This window comes from Arcticibacter sp. MXS-1, assembly GCF_041902385.1.
In the GTDB taxonomy this organism is placed as follows: Bacteria; Bacteroidota; Bacteroidia; order Sphingobacteriales; family Sphingobacteriaceae; genus Arcticibacter.
The window spans coordinates 2,548,088-2,565,058 of record NZ_CP169244.1 but is presented as its reverse complement, the minus strand read 5'-3'; the positions used below and the strand labels follow the sequence as shown (position 1 = coordinate 2,565,058).

Here is a 16,971-nt window from a genome sequence, read left to right as displayed (position 1 = left end):
AAAGAAAGCACTTCTTAAGCACAATCCGTACAGCACACAAAAGGCACCTCTGTCAATGGCGATGTGCGCAAGATCCGGTACAACCCTAATTGACTGCTAAGCGGCCTTGAATCGTCAGGTTTTGTTTCAACAGGCTTTTGCAAAAAGTTCTGCATTTCGCCAGCAACGCCCTTATCTAAATGTAGACGCACCCCCTCAATAACGTCTTGTTTAACATGTTCAAAGTTATCAATGTGCTCAGCGATATTACGGATATGGCTGAGTACCTCAACGCAGATAACACTTAGAGGTGAGTCCTCGGGTAGTCCATACAACTCAAGCTGTGATTTGATCGCTTTATTTGTCCACTCTGTCTCTGCAAACTTCTGAGCCTCTCTGTCGAGCGCCAGGTGCAGAAAATACCGTTGCTTTTCAAGACTGGCCCCGACTCCAGTACTCTGTCCCGCAGCGGGGAAGCGCGAACGCTGATATTGGGAATATATAAGTTTCTGTTCGTCCAGTAGGATGTTGCGATAGCCCCGTCCATCAGCCTGCGTAACCTGCGCATACAACATGCACCATAGCGAAGTACGAGGCGGGTTAGCGGTAACGTTCCTGCCATTGAATACAGCCATAGCATAAGGGGCGCTCACCCGCACTTTTTTGTCGTCCCGCGTAACAGTGCACAGAAGATTAGGCGCGGGATGCTGCAGTCCTGTCAGACGAAAAGGCCGGCCAAATCGACCCTGAGCAGTACTCCACAACTTCTCAGAATGTCCGTATCTGAACTCGTACGTGTGGAAGCCGAACAGTTCTGCGCTTTCGCTGTGTAGTCCGGGAGGCAATGGCAAAAGGTAAAAGTGGCGGCCATCATCTGTTGACTTCTCCATTCTCTGCATTGCAGCCAGTCCCGAATGGTCGTGTGCAGAGTCGGGGGTGACTACCCTTATGTATTCGGGATCAAGATTAAGGGGCGGTTCCTGAGGCGTTTCATACAACTCCGGATGGTTGTTGCTCAGTAATTGGTCAGGAGAATAAGCCAGATGCCGTGCAAACAACTCGTCGCGGCCATCAAGAGGAGCCTGATCAAATTCAAGCCATAGAAAACGCTTCCTTGCCTCCGTTGATGAATATTTCTCATTTCGAACGTAAGGCGAAAGAGCGATCCCGGCCCCAATAATCTTCGGACACTGAGATGGATTAACAGTTGCAGGCAGCAAAATATCGGGAGTTTCAAAGCCCTCGGCAGGAGCAATGCCATTCCGAAATCTTGGGGTCACGCGATATTGAACCAAAATGGTATCAGGCAGTTTACCTTCAGCCGGCAATGCATCAATGACGTCAATAACAACAATCTTTGTAAAATCGCGACGTATTTTTCCACTTTCCCCCATCTGTAAAGCCTGAAAAGATGCAGTTCGGTGGAGCTCTAAATCACCTATAGAGTTGTACCCCATTGCATCTATCTTTTTCTTTCGTTCGCTTTTATCAGTGGGATTGTCTTCTCCGCTCTTTTTTCGCTCGATCTCGAAACTTACAGGATCAAGGCCGTTCCATGACCAATCCCGATTAAGCGTGAGGCTCGTTACAACCATCCATTGATTCACCAGTTCGTTTTTATTAGCGAAGGTAATACTGCTGCTATCAGGGCTAAGAGTATGTCTGATTAGGTTGCTGCACCAAAACTGAAGGTGCTCTCCTTTTTGTGAAGTGAGCGACAGCTGATTGCCAACCACGTCGATTTGCTGTGCTAAGCGCTGCACAATATCGGGCAAGCCGTCTGCCAAAGGCACGGTTTCTTTAACGGATATACTGCCCAAATAGGCCGGTTTCGGATCAGGCTGCAGGTAGATTGCCTGTAAGAGCCTCGCCTGATCAGGTACAGCAAAGAGCTCAGTTTCCTGAGCACTATTCCGGCGCATTTTAATGGAAGTAGGTTCTCCAAAGCGGCTATTCAGATCAGGATCCGCTGTATTCGCCCCCCAGTAATCGTCGTCGCCTGCACATACCGCCCGCAGAGTCAACCTGATGTCCCGGCAGGTGGGTAAAACCATGCCTCCTGTATCTGCGGCAATACTGCCATCATCATCGGTAGAATTAAAGGGATGGTGTATGTCCTGCAAGTTCAAAACAGAGTAGTCTTTAAAGACAATCGGGATAGAAAGTTCACTATCAAACTCCTCACTGAATTTTCGAAGGCACGTGTATAAGGTGATATAATTTTCCTGCCCGTTATCACTTGCCAGGTTATCCATTTGGAGCGTCGCTACCTCTACCTTAACTGCAACAGCAATCACATCCGGATCGGCCAGCCCTATCTGCACACTTACTTTTTCGCCTGCAGGATTATATTTGGCCAGCTGTGCAGACACGGAAGCCTTAAGCAAGGATACCGGATCCTCATACTTTCCCGTGTATGAAACAGAAGGATATCCAAGTAATGGCCGCTTTATTACTAGCTGCTCTCCTGTAAAATTATCATCGTCGGTTGAGTGTTTGATCTCATCATCGTTTACGATCTGCAGCTTCTGAGGCGCCAGGTATCTTTTAAATCTCCAAAGGGCAACTCTTCCCGGCGGTGGCGGGTCTGGCAGGGCTGCCGGATCAGGACTTCCGCCCGTCAGGTCTGCCAGACGCACCTTAAAATGGTACAAATGTCCGTATCTGAGCGGCGGAGCGTCTGCCGGAGTGTAGAGATCATTGAGCGATACGCTCCGGTTCACCGATACGCCCTCCACATTCTGAAAAGCCTCGGTATTGCGATAGATCTCTGCAGAAGCTCTATCCGGAATAACGAGTGAATGATTATTCCAGTTAGCGAAGTAAACAGGCAGCCAATAGTTGCTTTCCTTAATACCATAGAGCTTTACCGGATAAACCTGAAAAGGAAGCTCGCCTTCATAGGTGCCGATATCAATGTCCTCCAGCATCATATTGCCCTTACTTGACACAGCATTGAGACTCGTCCAGTCCGAGCCATCCTGCCCGGCATCTCTCACATCCACATGAAACCCTGATATACCTAAAGGAGCATCCAATCTGCCGGCACCAGCATTAACATTTTCATCTTTGGCAAGCTGACGCAGATACCAGATAAGAAGCTGCTCGTCATCCCATCCGAGACGTATGCCCAGTTCCTTTTGAGGGTGAAAGCCATCTTGCTCTTCAGCAAGTAAATTAGCGCTCACGGGCTGATTGGCATGTACAATACGAGCCATTCCGTCTGAATACGCTGCCGCTTCAATATATAGCTCATCGTAGATACCTTCCGGAGATGCGCCGGCCTTGACAACCGGAAAAAGTACGGGCGTAAAAAGGCTTCTTTTTTCAAACTTTCCCTTATCATCTCTGCGAAGTGGGGGGATACGCGCTGCATATTTCTTTATAAAAACATCACCGGGGAGGGAAGTAGATTTCATCTGCTCTGCGGCGTAGGCACTTTCAGGACTCAAATCGATATACACCCAGCCCCCCTTTTCAAATCCTCCGGTTCCAACTGGACAGTGGCCTTATAGAGCAACCCTGATTTTTGCGCCATCAACGGCTGCCGAAGCAAGTGGGCGTACACCTTTCCCCAACTTATTTTATCGCTTTTGGGTACTGGAACAGGTGGCTGCTGATCGCGCATCGCACAATGGTAACTATCGTCTGTAACTCCATTCCTGATTCGGGGAGAAGTAAAATTAAATGCCCTCCGATAGCTCACCGGCAGGTATTTTTTCAGTGCAGTGGCTTTGTCCTGTGGCTCTGCAGCCCGCTGTTCTTGCGGCTGCGCCGCGTGGTCCGCACTGTAAGATTCTTCTATGTCGAAATACTTCGGTTTCCCCTCGCTGTTTTTTGCATCCCTCAAAGTTTCATATATCCTGGCGATTTGGTTGGAATAAACAACTGAAGCAGTCACCGTCCGTTCTTCTGCCGGCAGCTTGCCGGGAAACTCGTCCGGGTTATTAACTATTTTCACCTGAAACACCGGCCTCGCTACTGCGAATGGCAATGCCTGATTGCCGTTGCCAAACACTGTGCTGATCGGCTTTAGCGGGTTAATATTCCGGGGAATAAAAAGAAAATGCACAAGCAACTTTCCCTCAGGATCAATTTCCTGTGGAAAAGCCATCAAGGTAAAGCGGGTATCTTTTGCGTTTGCCATTTCAATTCTTTTAAATATTTATTGCTATGCGATCTGCCTTGTCTCTTCCCACGACTCGTGAAAGCTGATGTCTATGACCAGGAATATGTTAATGTCGAGACCGAATGATACACTTGCCTTGCAGTTGGTAGGAGCCTCTGGTCCTGACTTGATAACCGATCCCCTCGCCTCTATGGTGATTGTTACCCCTACAATCCCTCCTAGTATCTCTGCATGTCCGCGGAAGTACATCAGTGCGGTTACAATGACCGTTTGACTTGAATCTGCATAGATCTCCACCCCCACCATAAAAAGAACACTCACATTTCCGATGACAGGCAATCCCACTCCTATCTGGGCGCCAAACCCGAACTTCATTGCAAGAGCGATCTTGGGGCTCGTATCTGCCGACAATTTTAAATCCACATTTCCAACCGCATAAATGGTCCCCGCTCCTACGGTCGCGCACATTACCTGTAAACCACCGTGAAATTTGAAGAAGGCTCCAGCTGTGGGTAATAGCTGGGTCGGATCTGTTGTAACGCGAAGTGCTGCATTGAAGTAAACGCCCATACTCATACTGGCTTCCAGCTTTAAAGGAGTTTGGGGCGACTCATATAGTTCCCCCAGCGGAAACCGGACTAATGGAATGTCTTTTGTTGCCTCGTACTTATACTCCCAGATGTTGGCATTATTACTCATCGCCACTTTAAGACCATTCTTAAGGGCGTCAGAATAATTACCCTGACTTAGCTGTGCTAGTATTTCCAATATCTTGATCACGGGCTCCAACGCGTCGCTAAACTCAATCTCAGGGTGGGGCAGGGTGTTGCTGTCCTTTGCTTCATTACCTCCAAAATTCGTTTCCGTTCCTTTTGCAGCGTTAAAGTTCCCTTTGATAGTCATGAGTCGGTCAAACGGACCTAAATCAACAACCATGGCCATATTGTTCATCCGGCCTTTCCACTGGTCGGCAATTTTAGGGGCAAAAGAATCGACATCATAATCGAGTTTCCCTTTAAAATTGCCGCTTTTTCCACTTGCCTTATACTCAATAAATATTCTTAGACCCTCTGTTTTGACCAGCTCGTACTCAATGTCAGGAAGATCAAACCGGAACACCTGATCAAGCGCGTCCTTTGCATGTTGCTTTAGCAGCTTGTAACCTTGATCCATCAGTTTTCCGGCTTCAGTTTTCATCTCGATTTCCAGGATCTTCAACACCTGCTTGCCAGCATCTGTTATATTGCCTGTTTTGTCGGCAAACGCCTCAAAAGCCTGCAAAGCATTCCCCGCGCCATCAACTCCCTTCAGCAGCTGAATAGCCGCACCGACATTATCTTCGGCATTACCGATATTCGGAAAGACGCCTTTTGTGTTCAGCAGGCGATAGGCATCTGCCAGCAGTGGTGGCGTCTTACTGAGAAGCGCATTAACACCCGTTTTAAAAGATGGGGTGAGATACAGGACTTTCTGGGTATTAAGATTTTGAAGGAAACCGTAATTGACTGTATCGTTATTGGGCTTCCGCAAAAGCTCGGAAGGGTGCGCAATGCGCAACAAATTCAGGGCATCCTTGGGATTAGCCAGACCGTCTTTAGCCCACTTACCGATGCGGATCAGGGGGGCCGACATGGTTGGGGGCAAAGGAGCGACTGTCCCGTCACTCCTGCGATGAGTTACCATGGTCCAGCTTCCATCTTTCGGCATCACTACTGCACCTCGGGCAGCAGCAACAAATACCGGCGAGTTTGTTTCGTCCACGGCGTTATTTACGTCGATGCGGTTCACCTTCATTAGTTGATCACTGCCGGCGACTCTGACTGTACAGTTGACCGTTCCACCGATCGAATCATTTTGTGACTTAAGCAATGTCTGAAAGTTAGCCTTGCTGATGGGCGTTCCTCTGGGCGATAGCTGTACAAAACCGAGGACACTCTTTGACGGAATATAGGTATTCGCACCCGCTCCCTCAACAACATCTTCAATCTCAAAATCGGCGTCGAAAGTCAGGCCGCGCAACCGGGCTGTTGCGGTGTAAGGTGCACCTGTATAAATCTCTTCCTTGTTTGTTGCAGGATTAAAGATGGTGTCATTTGTATGAATCGTCATTGTATCAGAATGGATCAATTCATTTTCCCGAATATTCCTGACGTTGTATACGCCTTTTACAATGCCGGTATGTATCTCGTAGGGATTGCTGCTATTGTTCACTCCAAAATAAAACTTACCCGCGCTTTCAGCCTGCCAGCCGCTATCAAGTCGGGCTACGTATCCGTTACTAAGCCTTACTATTGTGATGGTACGTACTACGAATATTCCCCAGGGATAGATGACACTTTTAACCTGAACCACCTCATGGGCGGTACGCCCTGATACAACCTTAAAAGTGGCTTGACTTGTCTCGGCAAAGGCAGCATTTTTGTTGTGCCAGTCGCTGAAAGTATTAGCACCGTATCCGCTCAGTCCGATCCGCGTTAAAGGCACTGCAGGTCGGGTATTATCCTGAGGATTTGCTGGAGCCTTCGAAAACTCTCTGTTGAAAATATCTTCAACACTTCCTCCGAGCGTACTTTGGTTATGGGGCTTCCCATACATGTCCAGCACATTTACCAGTTGGATTGTAAGCCCCTGAAAAAGGTTATCCTCCTCTTTGAACGACGCTCCGGCAGTGAGTTCGAGCTGAATACCCCCATGGATATATTGATCGAACAAAGGCTTCACGTTCCTTATTTTAGGCTTTTTACTCTGGCCCGACCCGCTATCCAGAACAGTCATCGCCAGCATGCCAAAAGGCAGGTTAAACACAGCGTAGGTCTTCCCGTCCTTTTTGTCACGATACATCTGCTCCAGATACTTCGCCATCGGTATGGGAGAAAGAGAAACAGGGAGATTAGAAGTATTACCGATTCGCGTAGCAAATCCGTCGTTCGGGAAATAATTCCAGCCTTGGGGAGGATCAAGGGACACTCCTGGGGGAGTGAGGTTAAAGACCGGCTCCCATGCTATCTGCGGCACTGTGAAAGCGCGGGCATTATAGCCAGGCGTGACAATGTCTAGTCCACTTACCTGAATCGGAAATGCGCTGCCGCTTTGCTGATCTTCGGCTAGGCTGACGCCCATGGTACGCAGCAACGCCTTGTTCTGCTCAGTTCCGGTAAAGGCCACTCCCATCTGGTTGGCCTTGCTGCTTACGTCGAGTAATGAAAACGTTTCAAATGCAAGCCTGTCCTCAACCACTGTCTGCCGGTTTTGCAGAGACATAGCAAACATCACGTCATCAGTCTTCGCGGGCAGAGGCATATTGTAAAACTGCCTGTAGAACCCATCCGATTGCTGCTTAATCGCTTCACCAAATTCCTGCTTACCCCCAGCACCCTCTGTTGTCTCCATTGTCTCATTCTCTTCCCTTATCACATTAAACGGCTGAGAAAGGGGTGCAAAGAAGAAAGACACGCCAACGCTATCGTGCTCCTTTTCGGATTTACTCCATGCGATATGGCAGGCCAGCCAGACCCACACTATGCTGCGTCCTGCAGCCGAACTGCTCAGACGGGTTTTCAGGGCGCTAAGATTCGCGGCATACGGATCAGGAAGCGTGGGCAGATAATTAAAAAGCCCGAATGTAACATAGAGGTTGCCCAAAAAAATGTGCCGTAGATCCTTGTCGTACTCCCCTATGAGTGCCACTCCGTTAGCCGGTGTTACAGTGAATAAAGCATTATGCATGGCCAGTGCCATTGGTTTCACTGTGGGGATCTTTGCCCCCGGTAACGAGCTATCCCAGATGATATTGTCGTCGTATAACACAATGCTCCTGGCCTGTTTTGTGGCATACAAGACCAAAACACTATTCTTTGAACGCAGGGACACTGTGTTGCCATCAGCTTTTACTGGCCTGTCGATCTGAAAGTCGGCATCTACAAACAAGCTAAGACCCTCCACTCCCGAAGACAGCGAGTTATAAATAAACCAGCTCTTACTTAAAAGGTTGATAGCAATACTACTGCCATAGGGATTAATTTCGTCTTTCCAGGCAGTCAGTATGTGTTGATAGCCTCCTCCATTGCTTTCAAGTTCGGTGATACCGATTCTGCCAGGTTCAACAATAAAAAAGGGCGCAGATAATGAAAGGGACCGCTCCATACCGATTACCGATACCTGCAGGCCACGGGCACAAGCAATAAGAAAACCACCGTTCCCATCTGCTTCCAGCGGCTTTGCCAAATCTATTGACGCAGTCGGAATAGTCCACCAGTTCGAGCTTATTTTTGCTGTTCCATCCGGCTTTATGAGCCCCGACTTAACCTCCTTTATATTAAAATTTTGCTCCGAACACTTAATGGGAATGCAAATTCTATTAAGAATACCGTTGTATACCGACGATTGATCATTCTGAAACGTGAAATGATATTCCTGTCCGTAAAGTTTACAGCTCAAAGCAGAGATCTCCTCAATCTTTTTTTGTCTCCGGTAAATTGAAACTTGAAAATCTGAGGCAGTACCTGTTCCGCAACCACAGCATCGAGCCCGTAAACGGGATCAGCATCAGCAGTAGTCTCTGCTGCTTTCTGATCTAATACAAGATGGACAGAAACCGTGGTTTGAGAACTAACGGTAAGTTTATTCCCGTCAGCAACAGGCGTGGAGCTTACGCTTATCTCCCCTGATTTTACACGCAGGGGAAAATAAAGCGTTTGCGCAGCTGCGCTATCAAACAGCTTTGCACTGATCCACACTGTGTTCGGATCTACAGTATACTTTTTAGCCGTGGCGCCACCTGACTGCTGAGGCTTAAGTTTTTGTATCAGAACGGACGATTTGAATAAGATAACAGGCATTGCGTTACCCTGCACATACAGGGATAACAACTTTTGAACCTTTATGAAATCAACGAAGATATCCCTGCCGGTCAAATCCTTAAATGGACCCAGTGTTTTACTCACACGCGTACCAGCCGTTTCCCTGGTAATACTTCCTTTGATCTGACTGGAACGTACCGGACTATCCCGAAAAACAACATGCATCTGCTCCGACTCGCCAGGCTCTCCCCTGCTCTTCGCGACGTCAAACACAGGGCTGCGGACTTTTTCAACGATATCTGTACTCCATAAAGGAGCGCCGGCAAAGCTAAATCGTCGTCTTTCATCCGGGTTGATATCCTGATGGAGTAAGACTCCGGCCAGGGTCTGTTGCAGATGTAGCATCTGTGCAGCGTCCTCTTCAGTGCTAACCCGGAGGTTTCCGGTTAAACCGGCTAACAAGCTGGCAATTTGGTCTTTCGTCATAAGTAGGTTCGTTAGTGGGCAAAAGGAAACTCAAATTTATTATGCCCCAATTGTAAAAAAATAGCTAGTGCTAGCTATTTATCTCCCCTTAAACGCTTTTTCTAACCATGCTGCACTGCCCCGTAAGGCGGTGACTCCCTTTTTAAAAAAAGCACCAAACCAAGATATAACCCATTGACATTAACGATTTTACAGCTAAATTTAAACTATCAGCAACTACAAACCTGCCATAATTAAACTGTCTGTCTATGAAAGCGCACACCCAGGCTGAATTACAAGAAGCCCACCGGACGAAGCTCTTTATGATTGGGAAAGATCTTTCTAAAAACCTCCTGCGTATTGAGGATGTTGGGGATTGTCTGCCCGGTAGTGTAATGGTGCAAGACCTGAGCATAATGGTGAATACCTACATGAACAAATATGGCTGCGATTTTCTAAGGCGCAGCAGTGAAGATCTATCTCAGATGGGCAGTGATTATTTTACTGAATTCTTCCCCTCGGATGAGATCAGGATATTAAAACGCGAACTGATTCAATTCGTCAAAGAGGACGACTCGACAAAGATGCATTCATTCTACCAGCGGGTTCGTCCGGACAGTCATCACGATTACACCTGGTACTTTACGACATCTAGACTCTATCCTACCGCTATCTCTGACAACCCGTACAAGATGATCCATATTGCGGTTCAGGCAAACATGCTGAGTTATGCGGGAAGAAAATTAGACAAACTTGTAGAAGACGATCTGTTCATTCGGAAAAACCTGCGACGTTTCTCACTTCTAAGCGCAAGAGAAAAAGAGATTATCTGCGAAATTGTCGAAGGACGAAGCAGTGCGGAGATTGCGGAAAAGCTATTTATATCTATTCACACGGTTAATGCTCACCGCAAAAATATCATCCATAAATTAGAGGTCAACTCTTTGTCTCAACTTATCCGGTTTGCAGTATGCTTTGCCTTAATTTAAGAACACCGCATTGATAAATAACTAGTTATAGCTATTTTAAAGAAGGCCATATTTCATCAAATTGCTTTCCCAAAGCATTGCAACATGAGCGAAGAGACAACAAACCACACTTTCCATGCGGGCTTATGCATGGCTGGTGCCGTATCCGCCGGAGCGTACACAGCCGGCGTTATGGACTATCTGCTGGAGGCACTCGAAAACTGGGAAAGAGCCAAGAGTCTTCAAAAAGAAGGTAAACTGAGGGGGTACCGGAGCATCATTTCAAAGTGGAGGTAATAGGCGGCGCATCGGCAGGAGGAATGACTGCTGCCATTACCGCCGCGGCTATACAATCCCCCTTCGCTCCTGTTACAAGCAACATGGACAATAGTGAAGAGAAATCCAATCAAAATCCTCTTTATAACGGCTGGGTAAATTTAAAAGAGGAGGACGGCAAAGATATGATGGCCTGCCTGCTGAGTACGGATGACATCGAGAGCGATTTGGAATTTAACAAACACAAGGAAGTGAGGGCGGGATTTAATTCCTCCTTCATTAACGATATCGCCGGCATGATACTCGATAAACGGGTAGAAGCCCCTTATCATCGCCCGTATATAGCGGACGATGCCGATATTTTTACCACTATCACGAACTTACGCGGCTTCTCGTACCGTGTACAATTTGAGACAAGTATGGGACCCCGGGAACACCGGATGAAAATGCATCGCGATTATGCTTTCTTCAGACTTGGTGACCGGAACAATAACGACGGACGCATACCCGTCAATTTCAATTCGCCAAGCGGTCTGAATACACACATACTGAAGCAGGCGGCATTAGCGACAGGGGCCTTCCCGGTCGGCCTGGAAAGCCGTGACCTGACGCGCCGCAACGCAGATATACGGGCCAATAAGTATTTGAACTTGATGCTGTCAGGGAAACTGAACCAGCCCCAAAAGGTAACATATGATTTTCTGCCCCCCGGAGACGAGTTTTTATCTCTAAACGTTGATGGCGGTGTCATTAACAACGAGCCATATGACATGACCCAGCAATTACTCAACGACAGACGAAATATTGATACGGCAGATTTAAAAACCAGCGCTTCGGAATTTGACTCGATGGTCTTAATGATAGACCCTTTCCCTAATGACGACGAGGAAGAAGCGACGGTTTTTACCCCAAAAAAAGCCTGGAGGCATGTTGTACCCTCTATTCTATCGGCCATGCTGGGACAGCTAACCTTGAAAGACGAGCAGATAAAACGTGCATATCTGAGCGACGACTACACGCGTTATCTGATTATGCCAGTAAGGCACAAGGAAAATGGGGAACGAGAAAAGTACACGATTGCGTGTGGTTCCCTGGGCGGCTTCGGAGGCTTCCTTTCTAAAGAATTCAGGAAACACGACTTCTTCCTTGGCCGTCGCAACTGTCAACAATTTTTGCAAAGACACCTTAACGTCCCCGAAGACGCAAAAAACCCAATACTTGAGTTCGGTTATAGAAATGTGGAGCGATCAAAGTATACAGTCTCAAACAAGGGCATCAACTACCTGCCAGTCATTCCCGATATACGGATTAATGGCGACGAAACGAACGGCTATAGCGTCGTGAGGCCATCTGAAGAGATGTCCTATGGGTATCCGCACATCACGCTTTCGTATCTGTTAGGCCTCAAACCCGCCATTGAACGTCGCATCAAATGCATCTTAGACAACATCCAGAACGTCGCAGAGCAAAAAATGGACGACAAAGAGATGCAGCAAAAATGGAAAAGCATGATCCTGCCAAAACTCAGGAAAAAGTCCTTTTTCAGGAAGTTATTCGACAACGTTGTCCGGGCTCCATTTCTTAATGCCTATCTATGGTTGGGAAAAACAGCCAGCAAGGGAACTATCGCTAACATGTTCATAGATATAATTATAACAGACATGGAAAAAAGAGGATTAATTGTAGACGACGAAAAATAAGGGCTAAAGAATCAGCATAGACTAACTACTACCCTACAAATTTCCCCCATGCGCTATCAGCCCGGTTAAACACAGTAGGTGCAGTCTCCTGAATTGCGGCTTTAAAGCCCGGTCATTCCCTGCACTACAGTGAATGACTTTTTTCATGGAATCTCCTGACACTTCGGAACAACGCCAACGTGTCCAATTTTAGATCCGGCTCCATATACGACAATACAACCAGGCTCGGGACGGCTCAGTCGCTCAAAAATCCCCGAAGCACTGTTAATATCGGCTTCTATAGAGTCAGTAAATATCCAGCCTCCGAAATGCTTATAAAAAGGAATGTTAGTTTGACGCGACAATCCCAATACCCAGCAAACAAATCCGCTGCAGTCGCAGAGGCTGTCCCTTGAAGGACTGCTCTCTTCAGGGTGCGTTCCCCCGCTGCCCAGCTTATAGCGGATATTGCAATTAACCACCGATCTGGCCCTCAAAACGAGTTGCTCAACCTTTACAGGGGTATCGAAATTTGCCCCTGCAGGCACGTCTTCCATATTCGGAACATAAATAACCTGCCCAACCATAAGAAGGTCCGGATTGGCAAGTTGAGAATTAAGTTTAATCAAGCTGGCGACCGGAACTTTCAGCCGGTTAGCAATTTTACTTAAAGTGTCTCCCGGCTTAACTGTGTATTGCATAGCTCATTATTTTAGGTATAACCTTATTGATCAGGATTAGCATTGCTGTTTAAAAACTGGTCAGTTAAAACCAATTTCATAACAAGATAGCCCGAGATAAATCCCCAGGTGACGAAGTATAAGATAATGCTTGCGGAGAAAACCCTGGCCGTGTCATGAATTTGCTCAACTTGAGAAGACGTCAAATTAAGTCCTCCCGCCATTTTTCCCGCCACGTTCCAAACGAAATCAGGAATCGCTCTAAGCTCAACCAAACCGGCGCCGATCAAAACTTTGGTTAGCCAGTCAGAAATCTGGGTCAGGTTCGTATTCTCTTCCACTCTCCTTTTCTGCGCTAATAAATTGACAGATTCGGAAAAAGGGGGTGTCATGCCTGGAGTTCCTGAAATTATCTTAGGAACACTGAAAATAAAGCCCAGTAATCCCCCTAACGCGAGATAACCAAAAGACCATAAGAGCGCAATAGCCCAGTCGAACCTTTCATAGGCCGAAGAGCAAATAACGATTATAACACCTATCACGATTCCTAAGCCCAGCCAAAACGATGTCCACCGGTAGCGTTCATAATTGGTCTTACCTTCCATGAGTTAAACTATCTCCGAAGCATTAATCTTTTTTAACAAGGACTCAGTCCTCCCATAGCGGGAAGATGACTCAATGACAATTTAAGCAACTACACAAGACTGATAAATAGCTAGTAATAGCTATTTTAGACCTTATACCAATCTTCCAGTGGCAGGCTAATGCATTAGGCGAATAATGATGTGGCGCATAAGTAACAATTCACATCCTTCTACTAAGGTGACTATTTTTGTTATTTGATATACTTCTTCCTTCGTTCCGCAGCAAAATAAAGGGAGGCGACAACAAATAGCGGAATCTTAAAGAATAAAAGAATAAAGGCGGCTGTTGGATAGAAAAAGGAAACAATAATCGCAACTATACCGTTCAGCATGTCCAGGCTAAACATCAAATCGATATGCTTCGCCCTTTCCGTATCGAGCGCATCTGTCAGCTCATCAGCGCCATAGCCCCATATCAGTTTTTGCATAAGTGACAGCATAAAAACATTGCTGGCATAAAGAAAAATAGCCGGCGTATCTGAAAAATGCAAACTGAGAATAGATGTTGTAAAAGGCAGAACGACGATAAAAAACAGCCAGCCGAGGTTCAGCACTAACATCCTTTGATCAATTTTCCGGATGTAACAAAAGATGGTATGATGTCTTTGCCAGAAGCCCGCGATGTTAACAAAGGAAAGAATAAAAGCAAGGTAAGTCTTCCAGGGACGCAATAGATCTGCAAAAGTAATATGACGTTCAGATGCAGCATCGATCTTGAGAGCTAAGGCCAGCAACGTAATGGCGATAGCAACAATGGCATCACTGAAAAAGATCAGTCTCTCCAATTCGAAGGCACTGAAAAAGTTCTAAGGGACAAAAGGAGTAGAAGACGAGGGTTTTCTGCTCCTTTTTTGTATCTTAAAGTGTCGAAAGAAAGACACTAAGATGCTTGCCCAACAACAACAGATACAGTTCAGCGCGTTTTCAGGGCTATATGACCTGATCGTTCCCAAAGACAATCTTCTGCGTAAGATCAACGACCTGATAGATTTTACATTTATCTATGAAGAACTGGTCAGCAAATATTGCATGACCAACGGCAGGAAGGCTGAAAGCCCTGTGCGAATGTTCAAATACCTGTTGTTGAAAACGATCTATACGGTTTCGGATGTGGATGTTGTTGAGCGTTCGCAGTATGATATGTCCTTCAAATATTTCCTTGATATGTCGCCTGAGGAAGGAGTTATCGACCCCAGTTCATTAACAAAGTTCAGGAAGCTGCGGTTAAAGGATAATGATCTGTTAAACCTGCTCATTAATAAAACAGTAACAATAGCTATTGAAAAAGGGATCATCCGGTCAAAGTCTATCATTGTTGATGCTACCCATTCCCTGTCGAGGTCAAACCCTTATTCAGCCTTGGAAGTACTACGGGAGCGTTCAAAGCTACTGCGCAAAGCGGTATACGCGATAGATGAAGACATGAAAGCAATAATGCCTGAAAAGAACAGCACAGAGGAATTGGATAAAGAACTGGCCTATTGCAGTGCATTGGAAAAGTGTATCGAAGCTGACAAGACGCTAAGCCAGATACCGTCGGTAAAAGAGAAGTTGAATCTGTTGAAAGAGACGGTGGCAGATACGCAGGAACACTATACATTATCCAAAGACAGGGATGCCAAAACAGGCCATAAATCAGCTGATAGTTCATTCTTTGGTTACAAGACCCATTTGGCGATGACAGAGGAGCGCATCATCACTGCTGCTGTAGTTACTTCAGGGGAAAAGGGCGATGGCCCCCAACTCCCCAAACTGTTGGAGATCAGTCAGCAAAATGGCATTAAAGTAGAAACGGTCATCGGCGATTCAGCTTATTCAGGGAAAGATAACCTTGCCTTAATGAATGGACAAGGCATCAAAACGGTGGCCAAACTGAACCCTGCCATCACCCAGGGGGTCAGAAAAGAAGAAGATAAGTTCGATTACAATAAGGACGCTGATATGTTCGTCTGCCCGGCGGGACATCTGGCCTTCCGAAAGGCACGTTGCGGGAAAAAAATATTGGAGAAAACCAGGTGGACACCTATTACTTTGATGTTGAAAAGTGTAAGGTTTGCCCATTGAGAGAGAATTGCTATAGGCCCGGAGCAAAGTTCAAAACCTACTCGGTTAGTATAAAATCAGACACGCACCTGCAGCAGATGGCATTTCAGGAAACAGACGAGTATAAGCAGAAGATCAAACACCGGTATAAGGTCGAAGCCAAGAACAGTGAACTAAAAAACGTTCATGGCTATGGCCGGGCGATAGCCTATGGCATCGAAAATATGCAGATGCAGGGCGCACTGGCCATCTTTACTGTAAATCTGAAAAGGATCATCAAACTGATCAACTAAGTTCCCGGAAAAATCACGCCCGATTGCCCAATCTGTTCTGTATACGCCTGTATCGGCTATAAAAAACCACCCAACCAAATAGTGGACAAAAAGAAAAGCGACCAAGTAAAAGTTGCCTTTCTCTTGATCGCTTTTTTAATACAGCATTATTGAGCTGCTTTTTCAGTGCCCTCCTCCAATTCCAGTCCCTTTTTTCAGCGGATTCCATACTCAAATATAACAATTCATCTATGAACTGGCTTTTTAGGGCTGGATCCCCATGTTTTATTGAATACAAAATACAGAAGCATCACCGGACTGGCTATACTTTGTAAAGCCGTTCATCGACCTTTTCTCATCAAACTTAAAACAAAACCGAGCTATCATCTGTCATAAAATGACTGACAGTCACTTTATGGGAACACGAACTAAACATCTACCGAGATCGCAAAGGGAACAGCAAATTCTCAATTCAGCAGATTATGTATTGAGGGATGTCGGTGCTCAATATCTTACAATTGATAAGATAGTTGCCCACCTGGGTGTTGCCAAGGGGACTATCTATAAATATTACAAAAGTAAGGATGATTTACTTGCGGAGGTGAGTGCCAAAGCACTCAGCGTATTGCTCGACTATTTTAAAGCAGCAGTGGAAAAAGAAAATGATCCATTGGATGCTTTAAAGGGGTTAATAATGGCGTTTTATAGATACTACTTAAAATATCCAAAATATTTTGAGCTATTTATTTATATGGAAAGACCCGACTTCAAAAGCAACATCCAGAGCTACCTAAGTATAAGCTCGGAAATGAAAAATTATTTCACCGGATACCTGGAACGATGCCAGTCGGCGGGCCTGATTAAAAAAGATCTGGACCCTTCGTATTGTACCTATGTAATATGGGGAAGTTGTATGGGTTTGATGAATTTCATAGAAGCAAAGAGGGTGTTCATAGAAGAGATCGTGAAGCTCGAAAGAAAAGACCTGCTCGAGCTGTACTCTGAAATCGTAATAGGAGGACTGAAGACCTGACTTT

At 46.1% G+C, this 16,971-nt stretch carries 11 protein-coding genes and 1 pseudogene; 5 read left to right on the top strand and 7 right to left on the bottom strand.

From position 1 onward, the window contains the following. Positions 1 to 14: 14 nt before the first annotated feature. The 4 genes from ACES2C_RS11160 to ACES2C_RS11145 are packed head-to-tail and all read right to left on the bottom strand — an operon-like array spanning position 15 to position 9,393. On the bottom strand, positions 15 to 3,443 hold the full coding sequence (locus tag ACES2C_RS11160) for a hypothetical protein (RefSeq protein WP_374163189.1): 3,429 nt from the start codon (positions 3,441 to 3,443) through the stop codon (positions 15 to 17). Next, the gene (locus ACES2C_RS11155) at positions 3,428 to 4,126 is read right to left on the bottom strand and encodes a hypothetical protein (protein ID WP_374163188.1); all 699 of its coding nucleotides are present in this window, start codon (positions 4,124 to 4,126) and stop codon (positions 3,428 to 3,430) included. Before ACES2C_RS11155 ends, ACES2C_RS11160 begins: the two co-directional genes overlap by 16 nt. Positions 4,127 to 4,150: 24 nt before the next feature. After that, positions 4,151 to 8,545: a hypothetical protein gene (locus ACES2C_RS11150; RefSeq protein ID WP_374163187.1), complete on the bottom strand. Its 4,395-nt coding sequence runs from the start codon at positions 8,543 to 8,545 to the stop codon at positions 4,151 to 4,153. Then, positions 8,542 to 9,393 carry a hypothetical protein gene (locus ACES2C_RS11145; RefSeq protein WP_374163186.1) on the bottom strand — a complete coding sequence of 284 codons (852 nt, stop codon included), beginning with the start codon at positions 9,391 to 9,393 and terminating at the stop codon, positions 8,542 to 8,544. The genes ACES2C_RS11150 and ACES2C_RS11145 overlap by 4 nt, the downstream gene beginning before the upstream one ends. Before the next feature lie 248 nt (positions 9,394 to 9,641). Here ACES2C_RS11145 and ACES2C_RS11140 point away from each other — a divergent pair, with 248 nt between their 5' ends. The 3 genes from ACES2C_RS11140 (at position 9,642) to ACES2C_RS11130 (ending at position 12,316) form a co-directional block, all read left to right on the top strand. Further along, positions 9,642 to 10,361 (top strand): response regulator transcription factor, encoded by a 720-nt coding sequence (locus ACES2C_RS11140; RefSeq protein WP_374163185.1) that lies wholly within the window; start codon positions 9,642 to 9,644, stop codon positions 10,359 to 10,361. An 84-nt stretch (positions 10,362 to 10,445) separates the two neighbouring features. Then, entirely contained in the window at positions 10,446 to 10,637 is a 192-nt protein-coding gene (locus ACES2C_RS11135) for a hypothetical protein (protein WP_374163184.1), read from the top strand. Continuing rightward, the gene (locus tag ACES2C_RS11130) at positions 10,628 to 12,316 is read left to right on the top strand and encodes a hypothetical protein (protein ID WP_374163183.1); all 1,689 of its coding nucleotides are present in this window, start codon (positions 10,628 to 10,630) and stop codon (positions 12,314 to 12,316) included. The genes ACES2C_RS11135 and ACES2C_RS11130 overlap by 10 nt, the downstream gene beginning before the upstream one ends. A 143-nt stretch (positions 12,317 to 12,459) precedes the next feature. Here ACES2C_RS11130 and ACES2C_RS11125 read toward each other — a convergent pair whose 3' ends face one another. The 3 genes from ACES2C_RS11125 to ACES2C_RS11115 form a co-directional block, all read right to left on the bottom strand. Next, a complete protein-coding gene (locus tag ACES2C_RS11125; protein ID WP_374163182.1) occupies positions 12,460 to 12,996 on the bottom strand; it encodes a LysM peptidoglycan-binding domain-containing protein in 537 nt (178 codons plus the stop codon). Between the two features lie 23 nt (positions 12,997 to 13,019). Continuing rightward, on the bottom strand, positions 13,020 to 13,580 hold the full coding sequence (locus ACES2C_RS11120) for a hypothetical protein (RefSeq protein WP_374163181.1): 561 nt from the start codon (positions 13,578 to 13,580) through the stop codon (positions 13,020 to 13,022). A 230-nt stretch (positions 13,581 to 13,810) separates the two neighbouring features. Next, a complete protein-coding gene (locus ACES2C_RS11115) occupies positions 13,811 to 14,404 on the bottom strand; it encodes a TMEM175 family protein (protein WP_374163180.1) in 594 nt (197 codons plus the stop codon). A 100-nt stretch (positions 14,405 to 14,504) separates the two neighbouring features. Between ACES2C_RS11115 and ACES2C_RS11110 the strand changes: the two are divergent. Both ACES2C_RS11110 and ACES2C_RS11105 read left to right on the top strand, forming a co-directional pair. Then, positions 14,505 to 15,955: pseudogene (locus tag ACES2C_RS11110) on the top strand (IS1182 family transposase). Between the two features lie 394 nt (positions 15,956 to 16,349). Next, a complete protein-coding gene (locus ACES2C_RS11105) occupies positions 16,350 to 16,967 on the top strand; it encodes a TetR/AcrR family transcriptional regulator (RefSeq protein WP_374163179.1) in 618 nt (205 codons plus the stop codon). The last annotated feature ends 4 nt before the right edge of the window (positions 16,968 to 16,971 follow it).

Coding starts and splice junctions, on each gene's coding strand:
- ACES2C_RS11125 (WP_374163182.1), bottom strand. CDS start 12,996: ATGCAATACACAGTTAAGCCGGGAGACACTTTAAGTAAAATTGCTAAC.
- ACES2C_RS11120 (WP_374163181.1), bottom strand. CDS start 13,580: ATGGAAGGTAAGACCAATTATGAACGCTACCGGTGGACATCGTTTTGG.
- ACES2C_RS11140 (WP_374163185.1), top strand. CDS start 9,642: ATGAAAGCGCACACCCAGGCTGAATTACAAGAAGCCCACCGGACGAAG.
- ACES2C_RS11145 (WP_374163186.1), bottom strand. CDS start 9,393: ATGACGAAAGACCAAATTGCCAGCTTGTTAGCCGGTTTAACCGGAAAC.
- ACES2C_RS11155 (WP_374163188.1), bottom strand. CDS start 4,126: ATGGCAAACGCAAAAGATACCCGCTTTACCTTGATGGCTTTTCCACAG.
- ACES2C_RS11105 (WP_374163179.1), top strand. CDS start 16,350: ATGGGAACACGAACTAAACATCTACCGAGATCGCAAAGGGAACAGCAA.
- ACES2C_RS11135 (WP_374163184.1), top strand. CDS start 10,446: ATGAGCGAAGAGACAACAAACCACACTTTCCATGCGGGCTTATGCATG.